Source organism: Paludibacterium paludis (assembly GCF_018802605.1).
GTDB lineage: Bacteria > Pseudomonadota > Gammaproteobacteria > Burkholderiales > Chromobacteriaceae > Paludibacterium > Paludibacterium paludis.
Map to the genome: position 1 here is coordinate 537,349 of NZ_CP069161.1, position 17,659 is coordinate 555,007.

The following is a 17,659-nucleotide window of genomic DNA, read 5'->3' on the forward strand; positions in this document are numbered from 1 at the left end:
GTCTGTCGACTGACAGGAAGGACAATGCGCGGGCAATGGGAATTTCCCATACGCGAATTGTAAGCAATCATTGCTTTACTGTCAATTTATTGATTAACAATCAGAGAGTTATGATTTAATGATGGGTGCGTGGACAGAGCGGGAGGATGAGAGTGGCACGTAGGCACTGGCGCGAGCGCGATCATGCAAGGTTGCTTCCGGTTCTCGGCGTCTGGCTGATCCTGTCGGTGTGCGTGGCGCTGCTTGCCGCGGCCGCATCGGCGGCCTTCATGGCGATGCTGACGTGGGCGACCGATCTGCGCGAACACTCCCCCTGGTGGTTGCTGGGCTTGCCGCCGGCGGGGTTCGCGATGGTCTGGATTTACCAACGCTATGGACTGGGCGCGGAGAAAGGCAACAATCTGCTGCTCGACGAAATCCACGATCCGCGTCATCCCGTTCCCCTGCGCATGGTTCCTCTCGTTCTCGTGTCGACCCTATTGACACATCTGGTCGGCGGCTCGGCGGGGCGGGAGGGCACGGCGGTGCAGATGGGCGGTGCGCTGGCCGACTGGCTGGCGCGGACTGGGCGTGTGTCGCGCGAAACCCGTCGTCAGCTTCTCGTGGCCGGCATGGCGGCGGGCTTCGCCGCGCTGTTCGGCACGCCGCTCGCCGCGGCGGTGTTCGCGCTGGAGGTGCTCGCCATCGGGCGCATCCAGTACGACACCCTGTTGCCGGTGTTTCTGTCGGCGGTGCTGGCCGCCCGGTTCGCCACGCTGATGGGAATCGCGCACAGTCACTACAGCGTGGGTATCGTGCCCGATCCCGAGCTGGCCGGACTCCTTACCGCCCTCGCGCTGGGCGCGGCGGCGGGAATCGCCGCATGGGGGTTTTCCCGGGCGATGCACGGTACGGCGCGGGCCGCCCGGCGCTGGATTCCCCATGCCCCGTCGCGCGCGGCGGCCGGCGGGCTGCTGATCGCCGTCCTGATTCCCCTGACCGGAGCCTGGCGTTATGCGGGACTGGGCCTGCCGGTCATCGCGGATGCCTTCCGTGTGCCGTTGCCCTGGTACGACCCACTGGCCAAACTCGGTCTGACGGCGCTGACGCTCGGCAGCGGCTTCAAGGGGGGGGAGGTCACTCCGCTATTTTTCATCGGAGCGTCGCTGGGCAATGTGCTGGCGCCGCTGGGCGCATTGCCGATGCCGCTGATGGCGGGAGTCGGCATGGTCGCGGTGTTCGCGGGCGCCGCCAATACGCCGCTCGCCGGCGCGCTGATGGCCATGGAGCTGTTCGGAGCACCTGCCGGGGGGTACGCGGCGGTGGCCTGTGTGATGAGTTACTGCTTTGCCGGGCACAGTGGCATCTATCTTGCCCAGCGCATCGCCCAGGGCAAGTTCATGGCGGTCTTGCCAGGAACGCGGCTGGGCGATGAGCGCGCCCTGTGGCGCGCGCGGTTGCGGAGCCGGAAGTGAGACCCTGGTGCGACCGGGGTTGAATTTGCCGGGCGTTGCGTCACACTAATGAGATTTTCCACAGACACACAAGGACGACAGACATGGCAACCGTAACCCTGCGCGGCAATCCTGTTGATGTGGCGGGCAACTTGCCGGCCAAGGGCCAGAAAGCCCCGGACTTTCTTTTAACCGGCGCGGATCTGGCCGACGTTTCGCTCGCCGCCTTCGCCGGCAAGCGCAAGATCCTCAACATTTTCCCGAGCGTGGACACGCCCACCTGCGCGACCTCGGTGCGCAAGTTCAACGTCAAGGCCGCGGGTCTTGCCGGTACCGTGGTGCTATGCGTGTCGGCCGACCTGCCTTTCGCCCAGAAGCGCTTTTGCGGGGCGGAGGGCATCGAAAACGTGGTGAGCCTGTCCACATTCCGTCATCCGGAGTTTGCCGAGCGCTTCGGCGTGCGTCTGGCTTCGGGACCGCTGGCCGGACTGACCGCGCGCGCCGTGCTGGTGCTTGATGAGAACGACGCCGTGCTTCATGCCCAGCTGGTTGGCGAAATCGGCGATGAGCCCGATTACGAGGCGGCGCTCGCCGCGTTAGGCTGAGCGTTTCGCGCGTTGTCCCGTCGCCGGGCGGGGCAGCGCGATGGCCGCGAAGAACGTCTGCTCGAACGATTGCCGGGCCAGTGCGGCAAGCCGCTCCGCCGCGTCGTCGGCGCGCAAGGCTGGCCTTTTTCACCGCCGAGGGTCTGTTCATGCTGCGTTACTTCAAGCTGATGACGTTTTCGGGGGAGGAATGGGAGGCGATCCAGGAAGATCTGGCGGACCTGTTCCAGTCCGCCGATCCGTTGCCCGGCGATTAGTCGCGGTCGCTCAGGAGCTCCGTGATGCCCTTGACGACCTCCACGACCTCTTTCGCTCCGCCGCGGATATCTGCGATGGCGTCGCGGGCGTGGTCGGAAAGCTCCATGCCGCGCCCGGCGAGGTTGCGAACGTCCTGCATCGCGGCGACGGCCGACTGCGATCCTTGCTGAATGCGTTCGACGATGCCGGCGATCTCCCCGGTGGACTGGCTGGTACGCTCCGCGAGCTTGCGTACTTCATCGGCGACAACCGCGAAGCCCCGGCCGGTTTCGCCGGCGCGCGCCGCCTCGATGGCGGCATTGAGCGCCAACAGGTTGGTCTGGTCCGCGATGTCGCGGATCGTGCCGACGATGGCGCCGATCTGGCCGGAGCTCTCGCCGAGTTGCTCGATGATGGCCGAGGAGTGCGTCACGCTGTCCGAGACCTTGCGCATCTCGGCGGCGGCCTGATCCAGCACGCCGCTGCCGCGTAGCGACAGCGCCTCGGTGTTTTCCGAGACGGAGAGCGCCGATTGCGCCCGTTCGGCCTGGGCGTGCAGTAGTTCGATACGCTGGGTAATGTCGCTGGCGAATTTCACGACTTTTATCACCCGGCCCGACGGATCCACCACCGGGTTGTAAGTGGCTTGCAGCCAGACCGCTTGGCCATTTTTCGCCAGCCGCTTGTAGCGCCCCTGGAAAAACTCCCCTTTGACCAGTTTGCGCCAGAATTCCGCATACTCAGGAGACGAGGCGTATGACGACTCGCACAAGATGCGGTGGTGCCGGCCTTCGATATCGGCAAGCCGGTAGCCGAAGGTGGCGAGGAAGTTTTGGTTCGCCGTCAGAATGGCGCCATCCGGGGCGAATTCAATGATGGCCATGGAGCGGTCGATGGCTTCCCGCTGGGCCTGGAATTCGCGTTCCGAACGCACCCGCTCCGTGATGTCGGTGGCGACCTTGACGATGGCCGCGACTCGCCCGCCGGCATCGAGAACCGGGCTGTAGCTCGCCGAAAGCCAGACCTCCCTGCCATCCTTGGCGCGTCGTGTGCAGCGACCCGAGTAGGGCTCTCCGTTCGCAAGCTTGCGCCAGAAATCGCTGTACTCCGCGCTGGAGGCATAGGCTGCATCGCACAGGATGCGATGGGGCTTGCCGATCAGCTCTTCGGCCCGGTAGCCCATCAGCTCCAGAAAATGGTGGTTGGCCGACACGATGGTGCCGTCCGCCGAGAATTCGATCATGGCCATGGATCGTTCGATGGCATCCAGACGGGCACGGGCGCGGGCCAGTTGCGCCTGGCTATCGGCCAGAAGGGCTTTGAGACCCGAAGCAAACAGAGGCATGAGCTTCTCTCTTGTTTAAATCAAACCTGGTAGTGCAGTGAAGTGTACCCCTAATTAGAGATAGCCTGAAAAAAAGCCCTCCGCCCGCCAATCTCGCTTTCAGGGTTGCGACGCGCGCACCGGGGACTTGATGCCGCGGCAGCGAAAGCGGCGCGGAGCGGTAAGGATCACCACGGTGCCGGCAAAGCGGTCGTGCCACGACCGGCGTTTGGGGTCCAGGAAGATCCAGGCGTAGCCCAGACCGAAGCAGGAAAGGGAAACCATGCTTGCGCAAAAGCGGCGCAGCGCCTGGCGCAGTGTCACGGTGGCGAGTGTCGACTCGTCGACGATGGCCAGTCCGATCAGCATCTTGCCCGGCGTGGCGCGTTTTTTCAGCCAGAAGGTCACGATCAGGGTGGAGGGAATCAGGAAGTTGGCGAGGGACTTGAGCCAGGCCAGCCATTCGCCGTTTGCCGGGGCGATCGGCAGGGTGTGGCCGGTGGCAAGGTGGTAGAGCAGCATGGCCAGACCGAAGACCACGGCCATGACCGCCAGAAAGAACACCTTGTCCAGGCTCCAGGCCGCGAGCCGCGGCCAGAAACCCGCATAGTCGGAGCGTTGCATCGGTACCCCCGGTGGCCCGCCGGATGGATACCCGGCGGAGAAGTCATGGTACGCTCTGGCTCGTTACCGCTTTATTAACGAGCGTCCGACGCCAGGCTTGCGAGGTGCTTGGCCGAGAGGCGGCGGTAGTGCTCGGCCGAGTAGCGAAAATGCGCCAACTCGTCTTCCGTCAGGGGCCGGACCTGCCTGACCGGGTTGCCGAGGTAAAGATAGCCGGACTTCAGCGTTTTTCCGGGCGGCACCAGCGAGCCCGCGCCGACCAGCACGCGCGGTTCGATGACGGCCCGGTCAAGAACGATGGTCCCGATGCCGATGAGCACCTCATCGCCGATGGTGCAGCCGTGCAGGGTCACATGATGGCCGATCGTGACATCGCGGCCGATGATCAGCGGCGCCCCTTCGGGATCGGCGGCGTTCTTGTGGCTGACGTGCAGCATGGCGAAATCCTGGATGTTGCTGCCCGCGCCGATTTCGATGCGGTTGACATCGCCGCGTACGACGGCGCAGGGCCAGACGGACGCGCCTTCCGCCAGCGTCACCTCGCCGATGACCACGGCGGCCGGATCGATAAAGCAGCTCGCATCGATGTCCGGTGTCATGCCGTCGAAGGTGCGGATATTGTGATTCATCGGTTTGTCCTCATTTTCCTGGGATAGCAGCGTACGCAATACTATACCGGAGCGGAGCACAGGCCGCCCGCCAACAAGGAACACGTCCATGAGTGATAACCCGCTTCTCGATTTTTCCGATCTGCCGCGCTTTGCCGACATTCGCGCGGAGCATGTCACACCGGCCATCGACGCCTTGCTCGACGGGGCGCGCGGTGTCGTCGAAGAACTGACAGGGCACCCGCAAACACCCGATTGGGAGCACTTTGTCGAGCCGATGACCGACGCCGTCGAGAAACTGACGCGCGCCTGGGGGGCGGTAGGGCACTTGAACGCCGTTGTGAACACCCCGGAATTGCGCGATGCCTACAATGCCAATGTGCCAAAGATCGCCGCATTTTTCACGGAAATGGGCCAGAATCTCGCGCTTTACGATCGTTTCAAGGCGCTGGCGAGCGCCCCGGCCTACAGCGACTATTCCGCCACGCGAAAAAAAATTGTCGAAAACAATCTGCGGGATTTCCGCTTGTCCGGCGCGGAACTGCCGGAGGCCGACAAGGCCCGCTTCGCGCAAATCCAGGAACGGCTGGCCGAGCTGTCCGCCCGCTTCGAACAGAATGTACTGGATGCCACGGACGCGTTCAGTCTCTACATCGAGGATCCTCAACGTCTGTCCGGAGTGCCCGACGACGTGACGCACATGCTCGCCGAAGCGGCCGCCGCCGATGGCAAGCCCGGTTTCAAGCTCAGCCTGCAGTTCCCTTGCTATCTGCCGGTCATGCAGTACGCCGATAACCGCGAGCTGCGCAAGACACTGTACGACGCCTATGTCACGCGTGCTTCGGAATTCGGCAAGACGGAGTGGGATAATGCGCCCCTGATTCGCGAACGGCTGACCCTGGCACGGGAAGAAGCGCGACTGCTCGGTTTTGCCGACTATGCCCAGCTGTCGCTCTTCACCAAAATGGCCGACAGCCCCTCCCAGGTGATCGCTTTCCTGCGTGATCTGGCGGCGCGCGCCATGCCCTTCGCGAAAAAGGATCGCGCCGAGCTGGAGGCCTTCGCGCGCGACACGCTGGGCATCGATACGCTCGAAGCCTGGGATCTGGCTTATGTATCGGAAAAGCTGCGCGTAGCGCGCTATGCGTTCTCCGATCAGGAGGTGAAGCAGTACTTCCCCGAACATCGTGTCATTGAGGGCCTGTTCGGCGTGGTGCGCACCCTGTTCGGCATCGACGTGCAAAAGGGGGAGGCCCCGGCCTGGCACAAGGATGTCAGCTTTTACACCATCAAGAAGGACGGACAGGTGCTCGGCGGTTTTTATTTCGACCTTTACGCACGCGAAGGCAAGCGTTCCGGTGCCTGGATGGACGATGCGCGGGGCCGTCGCGTGAAAGGGGGCAAGGTACAGACTCCGATCGCTTACCTCACTTGCAACTTCAGCCGGCCGGTGGGCGACAAGCCGGCCCTGTTCACCCACGATGAAGTCACGACGCTGTTCCATGAGTTCGGCCATGGTCTGCACCACATGCTGACCCGTGTCGACGAACTGGCGGTGGCCGGCATCAGCGGGGTGGAGTGGGATGCCGTGGAGCTGCCGTCCCAATTCATGGAAAACTTCTGCTGGGAGTGGGATGTGCTGCAGGGCATGAGCGCCCATGCGGACAGCGGTCAGCCCCTGCCGCGCGAGCTGTTCGACAAAATGACGGCCGCCCGTCATTTCCAGAGCGGCATGCAGATGCTCCGCCAGATCGAATTCGCGCTGTTCGACATGCGCGTTTATGGCGAAATGGATCCGGTCGGGGGTGATTGGCAAGCGCTGCTGGCGAGCATTCGCGAGGAAGTCGCCGTCAATCTGCCGCCGGCTTACAACCGTTTTCCCAATAGCTTCAGCCACATTTTTGCGGGCGGCTATGCGGCCGGCTACTACAGCTACAAATGGGCCGAAGTGCTGTCGGCCGATGCTTATGCCGCATTCGAGGAGACGGGGGGCGCCAATGCCGAGATGGGCGCCCGTTTCTGGAACGAGATTCTCGCCGTGGGCGGTTCGCGGCCGGCGATGGCGTCCTTTTGCGCGTTCCGCGGCCGGGAGCCGAATATCGATGCCTTGTTGCGGCATTCCGGCATGGTCGAAAGCGCGGCCGCCTGACAATTTGCACGGGCGCGGGAACCAAACCGCGATGGCTTTGCCTAACTTGTTCTGTTCACGTTTTCTCCAGAGCAGCAGCGAGCAAGACGATATCCGTGTCCATCGGCCATTGATTCCGTCTTTTTACCGCCCCCGTTTTCAGCGGGGGCGTTTTTTTATGTGCGCTCGTCATGCTTGCCGGATATGGCAAGCGGACGGGCGCGGCGTATCGGGAAATAAGGCGATCAGCGAGGCTTTTTGTCGAAGCCTTCAAGTGGAGTCGAACCCAGGGTGCGGCGTTGGGCGGGAGTCTGAAGCGAGTAACCGGGAAGCATGGGGGACAGCGAGGAGCGCTGCGGAGCGGGGGCCGTTTTTTTCGGGGGAGAAGAGGGCTTGATCGGACTGGCCATGATGGTATACCGGTTATGAAGACATTTTCATCATAGGTTGTTGATGGATCGTCTGACAATGTCTGATGTGTCAGTCTTCTCTGCGCTGTTCCGGATGTAATGAAAAAATCGAAAACAATTCAATGTGTTGACGATATGTTTTTGCGAAATTTTCCAGCTGTTATGTTGCTGAATGAGGAATGATAAAAATATGAAAATCGCTACTTGGAATGTCAATTCACTTAACGTGCGTTTGCCGCATGTCGTTCAATGGCTGGCAAGCTCGGCGGTCGATGTTCTGTGCCTGCAGGAACTGAAAATGGATCAGGAGGCGTTTCCGCTATCCACGATCGAGCAAAGCGGTTATCGGGCGTTCTGGTTCGGACAAAAGACCTACAACGGCGTTGCCATCCTTGTGAAGGACGGTCTTCGTGTGGAAGACGTGATCAATGGCATACCGGATTACGACGATCCGCAGCGCCGTGTCATCGCCGCGACGGTGGAGGACGTGCGCGTGATTTGCGGCTATTTCGTCAACGGAGAAGCCGTCGGCTCGGACAAGTATGCATACAAGCTCGACTGGCTCGCCAGGCTCGAGGCGTATGTCGCCCAAAGCCTCGAGCGGTGGCCAAGCCTTGCCCTGCTGGGCGATTACAACATCGCGCCGGACGATCGCGATGTCTATGATGCCGAGGCCTGGAAAGACAAGGTTCTGTGCTCCGAGCCCGAGCGGGCGGCGTTCCGGCGGCTGATCGGTATGGGGCTGACCGACAGCTTCCGTCTGTTCAATGCGGAAGACAAGCAGTACAGCTGGTGGGATTACCGCGCCGCGATGTTCCGGCGCAATCTGGGGCTGCGTATCGATCACATTCTGGTGAGCGATCCGCTCAAGGAGCGGGCGGCCCATTGCGAGATCGACAAGGCGCCACGCAAATGGGAACGCCCTTCCGACCATACTCCGGTCGTGCTGACACTCAAGCCGGCATGATCCGATCGGTCGGGGATTTGGCCAAGCTCAAACCGGAAGGCGGGAAGGGATGCTAGTCTGAAACGGAATCCATAACGACGACTAGATGACTTATGACACACAACCCGCCAAAGGCCTCGCGTCAGTTGTATTACGAAGATGTGCCGGCTTATATGACCGAGGTCTACGACTGGGCCTATGTCAATCCCGACCATGCCCGGCTGCTTGATCGCAATGTCGTCGTCAAGACCTTGCTGTTCGGCAATGACCAGCGCCTGATGCGCGCTTTCCTCGCCCGCGTCCGGCCCGGCCTGCGCGTTTGGCAAGTCGCCCACGTCTACGGCGATCTGGTTGCCCGGGTCGCCGCCAAGACCGGCGCGGCGGGACGCTTCCTGCTCACCGACATCACGCCTGTGCAGGTGGAACATGCGGTAGCCAAGCTGGCGGCCTATCCGCATGCCGAAGTTGTCCGGGCCGATGCGGCGACCTACCGTCCGGCCGAGCCGTTCGATCTTATCGTCAGCTTTTTCCTGCTGCATGAAGTGCCGGACGACCTGAAATGCCGGATCGTGGACAACATGCTTTCCCAATTGCCCGAAGGGGGCGAAGCGCTGTTCGTCGATTATCACAAACCCGCCGCCTGGCAGCCGATCGGCTGGTTGCTGCGCGGGGTCAATGCCTGGCTCGAACCATTCGCCTGCGCGCTGTGGCGCAAGGAAATCCGCGAGTATGCCAGCGAGCCGGAGCGTTTCGTCTGGGAAAAGCGCACCATTTTCGGCGGCGTCTACCAAATTGTCTCCGTGCGGCATCGCGCCCGGGAGTAACGACGGTTTGTAAAGGGGTCAGGGTTTTCATGGCCAGCAACCGGTTCGCGATGCCGGCTCACCGTCGCGACACGATTTCGGCCGATACTGGACTTGAACGTGCGCTGGCGGCATCGCGGCGCAATAACGATCGGGAAAGGCATGACATGGCAGCGACCCTGACTCTGGCGACCGTCATGGCTCTCGGTCTGTTGACCCCCGCCGCGGCCGAAACTCATGATTCCCGGCATCCGCGCCATGGCCCGGATCGGCAAGTCTGGCGCTCCGGGCACTGGTTGCACGGCGACTACCGGGGCCGCTTCGGCTGGTGGTGGGTCAGCGGGGGCGTTTGGTTTTTTTATAACGCGCCGGTGTATCCCTACCCCGACCCCTACGCTCCTTCCGCTCCGATGCCGGCGCCGACTCCCCCCGTGCCGCCGTCGCCCCCCGAGCCCGAGTCCCCCGCGACGGCTGTCCGGGTCTGGTACTTCTGCCCGGCCCGCAAGCAGTATTACCCGTATGTCAGCGAATGCCCTGGCGGTTGGCGGCCCGCTCCCGCTGCGACGGGCCGGTGAGGATGCGCCATGTGGAACAAAAACGACGGGCGCACTACACGTCGTTTTGTTGCGGCAGACCCGGGAATTCCCCCGGAAACCCCCGAAATTGCGGTGTGACGCTCTGTGACGTGTATTGTCATTGTATTGAAATAATGTAACAAATATCCTTTATGGATTGACTGGCCGGTCGACAATCAGTAGCGTGAGACGTCTTTCGATGTGGAGCTTTGCCTGAATCGATGGCGGTCAACGAGATCTCGCCGCCATCCTGGATAGCGTCCGGAGATCCCTGACATGAGCAAAATCCTTCTGGTGGAAGACGACCAGAAACTTTCCCGCCTGATGACCCAGTTCCTTGCCCAGCACGGTTTCGACGTGAGTCCGTGCTTTCGGGGGGACGAGGCGGTGGCGGCGTACAAATCCTTTCAGCCCGATCTGGTGGTGCTCGATCTGATGCTGCCAGGACGCGACGGCCTGCAGGTCTGCCGCGATATCCGCGGATTTTCCAGCGTACCCATCCTGATGTTGAGCGCGCGCGAAGAGGACGTGGACCAGATCATCGGTCTTGAATCCGGGGCCGACGATTATGTCATCAAGCCTGTCGAACCTCCTGTCCTGCTTGCGCGGATACGGGCCAGGTTGCGTCGCCCGCAGGCGGGTGACGAGGAGCGGGACGTGCTCTCGTTCGGCTCATTGCTGATCGACCGCGGCAACCGCCGGGTTGTCCGTGACGGTCTGCCTGTCGACGTGACCACCATGGAATTCGAAACCCTGTGGGTGCTGGCCAGCCACGCCGGCCGCGTACTCAGTCGCGATGACATCATGAATCTTGTCCGCGGCATTGATTTTAACGGTCTGGATCGTACTGTGGATGTCTGCATCAGCCGTTTGCGCCGCAAGCTGGAAGACGACCCGAGAGAACCAAGACATATCAAAACGGTTTGGGGAAGGGGCTACTTATTCAGTACGCTGGAATGGACTTCGCAGGGATGCTGAGATTTTTTCTGCGCCTTTACTGCATGCTGGTGTTGGGTTTCATCGCGGCGGTCCCCGTTATCAATTGGGTGGTGCTGACGTTTTTCCCGGCCACGATCGAAAGCTACAACCATGAGGCGGTGCGCGGACAGCTGTATACCCTGGTCGAGCAGCTCTCTCCCTTGCCGCGCGCCGAGCGCGCCCGCAAGCTGGAGGAGTGGCGGCCGCATTATGGCCTGAAGCTGGCCCTGGTCGATGCCGCGACATTCCCGGTGAGCGACAAGGAACGGGACTTGTTGACCAAAGGCCGTTTCATCAGCCGGGACGACTTCATCGAGTACGTGACGCCGATGCGCAATCCCGCGGACGGGCAATGGCTGCGGGTCAGCCTTCCACCCGAGCCCACCCTGCTCACATCCCCGATGCTGTGGTTCGCCTACTCGTTTCTGGCGATGACGGTAGGAGCCCTGCTGTGGCTGTGGGTATTTCCGTTATGGCGCGATCTGCAGCTGCTCAAGGAGGTGACGCAAAAACTTGGCGAAGGAGTCCTGCGCGCGCGGGTGGGGGTGTCCAAGCGCTCGACCATTCGGGATTTGGCCGAGCATTTCAACAGGATGAGCGACAAGATCGCCGAGCTTATCAATAACCAGCGCGATCTGACCAATGCGCTGTCGCATGAACTGCGCACCCCCCTGGCGCGTCTGACTTTCGAACTGGATATGTTGCGCAGCGCGGACAAGCCGGCCGAGCGCAATGAATTGATCGACGACATGGCGGCCGATGTCCGCGAGCTGGACGATATGGTTTCGGAGCTGCTGGCTTATGCCCGTCTTGAACATCGGGGCAGCATGAGCACCTGTTCGCGCGTGGTGATCGCTTCCTGGCTGGAAGAGGTGGTCGGACACGTTGAGCTGGAGGCCCGGGCGCGCGATATCGAATGCGTGGCGTCCGGCGATACCTCCGCGACAGGAGTATTCGAAGTACGCGCGATGACGCGGGCGGCGGTCAACCTGTTGCGCAATGCGATTCGCTACGCGGAACGGCGTGTCGAAATCCGCTTCGCCGAAACGCCGGCGGGACAGATCCTGACGATTGCCGATGACGGCCCCGGCATTCCGCCCGCGGACCGGCTGCGGGTCTTCGAGCCCTTTACCCGGCTTGACGAAAGCCGCGATAGAACCACGGGCGGTTTCGGCCTGGGACTCGCCATTGTCCGGCGGATTGTCCGCTGGCACGGCGGGAGCATCGAAATCGGCGAAGCCGAACTGGGAGGGGCCCTGTTCACCATTATTTTGCCGGCCCGTCCGGGGTCGCCGGTCAAATAGATACATTTTTTCACAAATTCATTACATGTGAATGGAGAACCTCTGGAGCCGAGTCTCTACCATGTCGATTATCTATTAGTCATGGGTAAATGTCATGGTAACAAGGCTTGCAAATCGTGCCTGGCTGGCCGCTGCGCGCATCATCCTTCTTACGACGGGAGCGGGCGCTCTGGTCTCCCAGGCTTGGGCGGGCGATGACTGGCAGGTTGGGGTTATGGTCGGGGGAGGCGTGGCGCCGCGCTACAGCGGAAGCAAGGATACCGCCACCTCGCCGGCATACGGGCTGTCCATCCGTTCCCCCTATGGTGTCTTCCTCGACAGCGATTCCGGATTGGGATGGGGCACGACGCTGCCAAACGGTGTCTCGACACAGGTGTATGTTGGTTTATCGGGCTCCCGCAAGGATCATCGCAAGCATGGCGAAGGCTCCGATTATTTGCGCGGCATGGGAGATATCAAGTCACGTGCCTCGATCGGCTGGGACATCAGCGCGCCGATCGGGCCGGTCGTGTTGAGCGGTTCCATCCGCCGTGCCCTGAAGCAGGGCAGCGACAAGGATACCGGCAAGGCCTATACCCAAGTGCATGTCGGTATCGGCACCGATCTTGTCAAAGGTACTGGCGGGACGGTGTCGGTGCTGCTCGGGGCGAGTTTTGGCGATTCCAATTACATGCAGACCTGGTATGGCGTGAGCGCCGCGCAGGCGGGGAGAACCCGGTTCGCCGCATACCGTCCGAAAGCCGGGATGGAGAGCGTGTCGCTTGGCGGCAGCTGGAGCTATCCTATCGATAAGCATTTCTCGGCGACATTGAGTGTCGAAGCGGCGCAGCTTGTCGGCGATGCGGGAAAAAGTCCGTTGACCCAGAAGAAGCACCAGTATTCCGGCGGATTGATGCTGGGCTATCAATTCTGACGGACAGCGCGAAAAAAAGGAGGCCTGGCCTCCTTTTTTCATGGAAACGGCAGAGTGCTCACTTCTCGACGAAAGCCCGCTCGATGGCGTAGTCGCCCGGCTCGCCCATGCGCGGCGACTCCTTGAAGCCCAGGTTGTCGAGGATGCGGCAGGTATCCTCGAGCATCGCCGGACTGCCGCACAGCAAGGCGCGGTCGTGTTCGGGGTTCAGTTGCGGCAGGCCGATGTCGCTGCACAATTTGCCGCTGACGATGAGGTCGGTCAGGCGACCCTGATTGCGGTACGGCTCGCGGGTCACGGTCGGGTAGTAGATCAGCTTTTCGCGCACCACCTCGCCGAAGAACTCGTTGTCCGGCAGTTCGCGCGTGATGTAATCCTCGTACGCCAGTTCGCTGACCCAGCGCACGCCGTGCACCAGCACGATCTTCTCGTAGAGGTCGTAGACCTCCGGATCCTTGATGATGCTCATGAACGGAGCGAGGCCGGTACCGGTGGAGAACAGGTACAGGTTCTTGCCCGGCAGCAGGTTGTCCTGGACCAGGGTGCCGGTCGGTTTGCCGCTGACGACGATTTCGTCGCCGACCTTGAGGTGCTGCAGGCGCGAGGTCAGAGGGCCGTCCTGCACCTTGATGCTGAAGAACTCGAGGTTTTCTTCCCAGTTAGCGCTGACGATGCTGTAGGCGCGGATCAGCGGCTTGCCATTGACCATCAGGCCGATCATGACAAATTGTCCGTTGATGAAGCGCAGGCCCGCGTCGCGGGTCGTGGTGAAACTGAAAAGTGTGTCGTTCCAGTGGTGAACGCTGAGCACGCGTTCAGTGGTCAGGGTTGCCATAAGCGAGAATAACTGTCTGAGGAGAAAAGAATGAGGAGCATTCTACAGTGTTACGGGCGGCTTGGCTCGCCTGATGCGAGACGACCCGGCGAAAAGCGACACAACCCTGATGCCGGTCAAACTGTCTGACAATCGTGGCGGTGGACGGGGTTAAAGATAAAGCAGAGGAGGGTGGCAGCGCCACCCTCCGGGGAACAACAACAGATGGAAGTACCTTTGGCGCGCGCCATAAGGAGGGTCGGTACTGCCGCGCGCCTGTCGAGTCAACGTTTCATCGTGTCTTGCGTAAAGATCATGGCCTGTCCGTCGCGGGACGGCCCGTGCACTGCGTTTCGTTCCGGCCGCGCCGTGTCATGCCGGCGGGCGGTCGCGCCATGGATGGGCGACATGAGGGGAAACCCCGTTCTCTTCGTTAACAGCGCAATACATCGAAATCATTGAGCATTCTTCGGTCGGTGCCGGAGCGGCGGATTCCGTGCATCTTCAGTGATGCTTGACACTCTGGGCTTGACTTGGCCCGAATCAGGGGATGCCGTCCGAACGATGGCCGTTTCTGTCATCCATAATCTCCCTGCTGTTCAGACACTTTCACTATAGTCCGGTACGAGGCTATTGCAAGGCGTCATCCGTCAGGGCTGCGGAGTCGGCCGCTCCCGGCTCGGGCTGGGTGTTAGGGTGCAAATGCCGCTCGAATTGCCGTGCCGCCGACGTCCAGGAGAACCGTTCCGCGATCTGGCGCACATGCTCCCGATCGATCGCCAGCGCCGCGAGGCAGGCGCGCCGCAGATCGTCGTCGAGTGCTCCGGCGCCGCTGTCTCCGACCACATCGCGGGGTCCCGCCACCGGGTAAGCCGCCACCGGCGTGCCGCACGCCATCGCCTCGAGCAGGACAAGACCGAAAGTGTCGGTCAGACTGGGGAACACGAAGACATCCGCCGCGCGGTAAAAGCGAGCGAGCTCCGCCTGCGGGAACACCCCGGCGAAATGCACATCGGGGTAGTGGGCTTTGAGACGGGCAAGCAACGGCCCGTCGCCCACCACCCATTTGCTGCCGGGCAGATCAAGCTTGAGAAAGGCCTCGATATTCTTTTCCACGGCCACGCGGCCGATGTAGACAAAGCGTGGCGGACGCGACTCGTCGAGCCTGTCCCGTTCTCCCGGAGTGAAAAGCTCCGTGTCCACGCCCCGCCCCCATAGCACCACGTTGGTGAAACCACGGGCGATCAGATCGTCGGCCACAGAGCGGGTCGGCACCATGACCGCGGCGGACGCCCCGTGAAAACGGCGCATCCAGGCGTAACTCAGCGACAGGGGCAAACGGATCCTCGCATGGATGTATTCCGGGAAGCGGGTGTGGTAGGCGGTGGTGAATTGCAGTCCCTGGCGCAGGCAATACCGGCGCGCGGCGAGCCCGAGCGGCCCTTCCGTGGCGATATGGATGGCGTCAGGCGCGAGGTCGCGGATGGTTTTGGCGACCCGGCCGTAGGGGAACAGGGCTAGACGGATATCCGGATAGGTCGGGCAGGGCAGGGTACGGAAATCCTGCGGGGTGATCATGTCGACCCGGTGGCCGAAGTGCACCAGTTCGCGGCGGGTTTCGGTCAGGGTTCGTACCACTCCATTGACCTGAGGGTGCCAGGCGTCGGTGACGATCAGGATGCGCATGTTGTCTCCAGGGGAGGTTGCGACGGGGGGGCGGGCGCGTCGTCCGGGATATCGGAGAGCGGCGACCGGCCGGGCAGGAAGCGGGTCCAGTACAGGACATCGAGCGTGCCGTCCGGGTGCTCGACCAGCGCCGACAGGCTCTCTACCCAGTCGCCGCTATTGCCGTACAGAATACCGCCGATGTCCTTGATTTCGGCTTTGTGGATATGGCCGCAGATCACACCGTCGAAACCACGGCGACGAGCCTCGTTGGCCAGGATGTTTTCGAAGTCGTTGATGAAGTTGACGGCGTTCTTCACCTTGAGTTTGAGGTATTGCGACAACGACCAGTAAGGCATTCCGAGCTTGTGCCGGATCCAGTTGAAGCCGCGGTTCAGCTGAAGAATGAAGGTGTACAGGGAGTCGCCCAGATAGGCCAGCCATTTGGCGTACTGGATTACGCCGTCGAATTCGTCGCCATGCAATATCAGCATGCGCCTTCCATCCGCAAGACGGTGTTCGGCTTCGCGGCGGATGGCGATACCGCCGAAGTCCAGATCCACGTACTGGCGCGCCGCCTCATCGTGGTTGCCCGGGATGTATACAACCCGCGTGCCCTTGCGGGCCTTGCGGAGGATTTTCTGCACCACGTCGTTGTGGCTTTGCTTCCAGTACCAGGACTTGCGCAATTGCCAGCCGTCGACAATGTCGCCGACCAGATAGAGGTAGTCCGACTCGTTGTGCCTCAGAAAGTCCAGCAAGTGATCCGCGCGGCATCCGGCGGTGCCCAGATGGACATCGGATATCCAGATGGCGCGGTAGTGGCGGTGTTCGGACGGTTGCGCATCAGACGGCATCGAGCGGGCTCCGCGTGCGTGGCGACAGCGGTATCGTGCATGGGCCCGGTGACAGCGATGTGTTCGATCGATGACAGCGTAGTGACGAAATGATGGCGTTCGGGTGTCAATCCTCGCTACCGTAACGCCGCGCTGCTTCGATGGCCAGGCCGCTGCCGATACTGCCGAACAGATTGCCCTCCACATGGCGGGCCTCCGGCAGGGCGCGGGCGATGCGTTCGCGCAACAGCGGCACGCCGCTCGATCCTCCGGTGAAGAACACCGTATCGATACGGCTGCCATTCAATCCCGCGTCCGCCAATAGTCGGCCGACCGTGCGGGCGACCTGATCGGTCTGCGCCTCGATGGCCTGGTCGAACCCTTCCCTGGTCAGCGCCGCGAACAGCCCTTTCTCGATATGCTCAAGATCGACCCGGGCCGTCGCGTTGCCAGACAGGGCGATCTTGGCGTCTTCGACCTGCATGGCCAGTCGATGGCCGGCGCGCTGGCGGATCAGTTCGAACAGCCGGTCAAGCAGCGCCGGTTCGCGCGCGTCGGCGAACACGTCCGACAGATCGCTCCAGGCCTTGCGGGTGTAGGCGAAATTGATGGTGTGCCAGGTGGCCAGATTGAAAAACTGGGCCGAAGGCATCTCGGCATTGTTTTTCAGCCGGGAGCGGAAGCCGAACAGCGGCATTAGTCCGGCAAGGCTCAGTTGCCGGTCGAAATCGGTGCCGCCGATGTGGATGCCGCCGGTGGCCAGCAGGTCGTCGCGCCGGTCGTCCAGGCGGCTTCGTTCGGGAGAGAGACGCACCAGCGAGAAATCGGATGTGCCTCCGCCAATGTCCACGATCAGCACCCGTTCTTCGCGGTCCAGCCGCGATTCGTAATCGAAGGCCGCGGCGATGGGTTCGAACTGGAAGGAGACATCACGAAACCCCACTTCGCGGGCGATGGCGCCCAGCGTATCCTCGGCGAGCCGGTCGGCGGCGGGGTCGTCATCGACGAAAAACACCGGCCGTCCCAGCACCACCTGGTCGAAGGCCCGGTCCGAGTGGGCTTCGGCGCGCTGCCTGATTTCACGGATGAATAGCGACAGCAGGTGGCGGAAAGGAAGCGGACGTCCCTGCACCTCGGTCTGGCCTTCCATCAACGATGAGCCGAGCAGACTCTTGAGGGAACGCATCAGGCGTCCTTCGTAACCTTCCATGTAGTCGGCCAGGGCGCGCCGGCCGAAACGGCAGACTTCCTCTTCGTAGTTGAAAAACACCACGGACGGCAGCGTGATGCTGCCGTCCTCGAGAGGAATCAGCGTGTCCTGGCCTGGCCGCAGCCAGCCTGCGGTGGAGTTGGACGTGCCAAAGTCGATGCCCAGCGCGCGGGCCCGGGAGTGCCGTCCCATGTGTCGGCTCCAGAAGAAAACGGGACGGCGATGATACGCGACAGGTCTCTGATT

17 protein-coding genes and 1 pseudogene are annotated in these 17,659 nt (G+C 62.0%); 10 read left to right on the forward strand and 8 right to left on the reverse strand.

The annotated features are described in order from the left end of the window. Window positions 1-152 precede the first annotated feature (152 nt). From JNO50_RS02515 to JNO50_RS02525, 3 genes are all read left to right on the forward strand, one after another. Window positions 153-1,454, forward strand: a complete 1,302-nt coding sequence (locus tag JNO50_RS02515; protein ID WP_244976380.1) for a chloride channel protein — start codon at window positions 153-155, stop codon at window positions 1,452-1,454. An 83-nt stretch (window positions 1,455-1,537) separates the two neighbouring features. Continuing rightward, window positions 1,538-2,038, forward strand: a complete 501-nt coding sequence (gene tpx, locus JNO50_RS02520) for a thiol peroxidase (protein WP_189533784.1) — start codon at window positions 1,538-1,540, stop codon at window positions 2,036-2,038. Between the two features lie 80 nt (window positions 2,039-2,118). Then, window positions 2,119-2,295 (forward strand): hypothetical protein, encoded by a 177-nt coding sequence (locus JNO50_RS02525; RefSeq protein WP_189533782.1) that lies wholly within the window; start codon window positions 2,119-2,121, stop codon window positions 2,293-2,295. Here JNO50_RS02525 and JNO50_RS19340 read toward each other — a convergent pair. The 4 genes and pseudogenes from JNO50_RS19340 to JNO50_RS02540 form a co-directional block, all read right to left on the reverse strand. Continuing rightward, on the reverse strand, window positions 2,292-2,906 hold the full coding sequence (locus JNO50_RS19340) for a methyl-accepting chemotaxis protein (protein ID WP_483406970.1): 615 nt from the start codon (window positions 2,904-2,906) through the stop codon (window positions 2,292-2,294). The two genes, JNO50_RS02525 and JNO50_RS19340, sit on opposite strands and share 4 nt — an antisense overlap. Beyond that, window positions 2,898-3,620: pseudogene (locus tag JNO50_RS19345) on the reverse strand (PAS domain-containing protein); the annotation flags it as partial. The gene JNO50_RS19340 and the pseudogene JNO50_RS19345, both read right to left, overlap by 9 nt. Window positions 3,621-3,719: 99 nt before the next feature. Next, on the reverse strand, window positions 3,720-4,223 hold the full coding sequence (locus JNO50_RS02535; protein ID WP_189533778.1) for an RDD family protein: 504 nt from the start codon (window positions 4,221-4,223) through the stop codon (window positions 3,720-3,722). A gap of 74 nt (window positions 4,224-4,297) precedes the next feature. Continuing rightward, complete coding sequence (locus tag JNO50_RS02540; RefSeq protein ID WP_189533776.1) at window positions 4,298-4,852, reverse strand: gamma carbonic anhydrase family protein; 555 nt, start codon at window positions 4,850-4,852, stop codon at window positions 4,298-4,300. 88 nt (window positions 4,853-4,940) lie between these two features. Here JNO50_RS02540 and JNO50_RS02545 point away from each other — a divergent pair, with 88 nt between their 5' ends. The 7 genes from JNO50_RS02545 to JNO50_RS02575 all read left to right on the forward strand — a co-directional run bounded on the left by JNO50_RS02545 (window position 4,941) and on the right by JNO50_RS02575 (window position 12,888). Further along, window positions 4,941-6,980 carry a M3 family metallopeptidase gene (locus JNO50_RS02545; RefSeq protein ID WP_189533774.1) on the forward strand — a complete coding sequence of 680 codons (2,040 nt, stop codon included), beginning with the start codon at window positions 4,941-4,943 and terminating at the stop codon, window positions 6,978-6,980. A 579-nt stretch (window positions 6,981-7,559) separates the two neighbouring features. Then, window positions 7,560-8,336, forward strand: a complete 777-nt coding sequence (gene xth / locus JNO50_RS02550; RefSeq protein WP_189533773.1) for an exodeoxyribonuclease III — start codon at window positions 7,560-7,562, stop codon at window positions 8,334-8,336. A 92-nt stretch (window positions 8,337-8,428) separates the two neighbouring features. After that, on the forward strand, window positions 8,429-9,139 hold the full coding sequence (rquA, locus tag JNO50_RS02555; RefSeq protein WP_189533771.1) for a rhodoquinone biosynthesis methyltransferase RquA: 711 nt from the start codon (window positions 8,429-8,431) through the stop codon (window positions 9,137-9,139). Between the two features lie 146 nt (window positions 9,140-9,285). Next, on the forward strand, window positions 9,286-9,693 hold the full coding sequence (locus tag JNO50_RS02560; RefSeq protein ID WP_189533769.1) for a hypothetical protein: 408 nt from the start codon (window positions 9,286-9,288) through the stop codon (window positions 9,691-9,693). A gap of 276 nt (window positions 9,694-9,969) precedes the next feature. Further along, the gene (locus JNO50_RS02565; protein WP_189533767.1) at window positions 9,970-10,671 is read left to right on the forward strand and encodes a winged helix-turn-helix domain-containing protein; all 702 of its coding nucleotides are present in this window, start codon (window positions 9,970-9,972) and stop codon (window positions 10,669-10,671) included. Beyond that, the gene (locus JNO50_RS02570) at window positions 10,665-11,975 is read left to right on the forward strand and encodes an ATP-binding protein (RefSeq protein WP_189533765.1); all 1,311 of its coding nucleotides are present in this window, start codon (window positions 10,665-10,667) and stop codon (window positions 11,973-11,975) included. The genes JNO50_RS02565 and JNO50_RS02570 overlap by 7 nt, the downstream gene beginning before the upstream one ends. Window positions 11,976-12,069: 94 nt before the next feature. Then, window positions 12,070-12,888 (forward strand): MipA/OmpV family protein, encoded by an 819-nt coding sequence (locus tag JNO50_RS02575; protein ID WP_189533763.1) that lies wholly within the window; start codon window positions 12,070-12,072, stop codon window positions 12,886-12,888. A 58-nt stretch (window positions 12,889-12,946) separates the two neighbouring features. On the opposite strand, the gene JNO50_RS02580 is transcribed toward JNO50_RS02575, so the two are convergent. From JNO50_RS02580 to JNO50_RS02595, 4 genes are all read right to left on the reverse strand, one after another. Beyond that, the gene (locus JNO50_RS02580; protein ID WP_189533761.1) at window positions 12,947-13,723 is read right to left on the reverse strand and encodes a ferredoxin--NADP reductase; all 777 of its coding nucleotides are present in this window, start codon (window positions 13,721-13,723) and stop codon (window positions 12,947-12,949) included. 609 nt (window positions 13,724-14,332) lie between these two features. Continuing rightward, window positions 14,333-15,388 (reverse strand): glycosyltransferase family 4 protein, encoded by a 1,056-nt coding sequence (locus JNO50_RS02585; protein WP_189533759.1) that lies wholly within the window; start codon window positions 15,386-15,388, stop codon window positions 14,333-14,335. Then, window positions 15,376-16,224 carry a UDP-2,3-diacylglucosamine diphosphatase gene (locus JNO50_RS02590; RefSeq protein WP_189533757.1) on the reverse strand — a complete coding sequence of 283 codons (849 nt, stop codon included), beginning with the start codon at window positions 16,222-16,224 and terminating at the stop codon, window positions 15,376-15,378. Before JNO50_RS02590 ends, JNO50_RS02585 begins: the two co-directional genes overlap by 13 nt. A 106-nt stretch (window positions 16,225-16,330) precedes the next feature. Continuing rightward, on the reverse strand, window positions 16,331-17,605 hold the full coding sequence (locus tag JNO50_RS02595) for an Hsp70 family protein (RefSeq protein WP_189533755.1): 1,275 nt from the start codon (window positions 17,603-17,605) through the stop codon (window positions 16,331-16,333). Window positions 17,606-17,659: the final 54 nt, after the last annotated feature.